The sequence below is a fragment of the Nocardioides sp. genome, assembly GCF_024509035.1.
In the GTDB taxonomy this organism is placed as follows: domain Bacteria; phylum Actinomycetota; class Actinomycetes; order Propionibacteriales; family Nocardioidaceae; genus Nocardioides.
The window spans coordinates 1,733-2,125 of the sequence record NZ_JANINT010000258.1; the positions used below are offsets into that span (position 1 = coordinate 1,733).

General features: G+C 71.5%; 1 protein-coding gene. It reads left to right on the plus strand.

Annotated elements, in window-relative coordinates; translation table 11 throughout:
* Positions 1–220, plus strand: a 220-nt coding sequence (locus Q0L15_RS17740; RefSeq protein ID WP_296605776.1) for an amino acid permease C-terminal domain-containing protein, incomplete at its 5' end; no start/stop codon positions are given.
* Positions 221–393: the final 173 nt, after the last annotated feature.

Sequence of the window (393 nt, forward strand, 5' to 3'; positions counted from 1 at the left end):
CCTGGACCGGCCGTTCCGGGTTCCGCTGAGCCCCGTCCTGCCGATCCTGTCCGCGCTGATCTGCCTCTACCTGATGGTGAACCTCTCGCTCGAGACCTGGCTGCGCTTCGTGGTCTGGATGGCGCTCGGGTTCCTCGTGTACTTCGTCTACGGCCGGTCGCACAGCCGGGTGGGGTCCGCCGCCCGTGAGGAGGTGGCGGCCAGGGCCGACGCGCGGTGAGCCCCGAACCCGATCCGCGGGTCCGGCCCCCCCGGACGGAGTCTGTCGCTAATATTCGCGGCTCCGACCAGAACGGGGGACAGGGATGTACCGATGGAGGGCGGCCGCCGTGGCCGCGAGCGTGGTCGCGAGCGTGCTCGCCGGGGGGACGCTGGCAGCGGTGTCGACAGCTG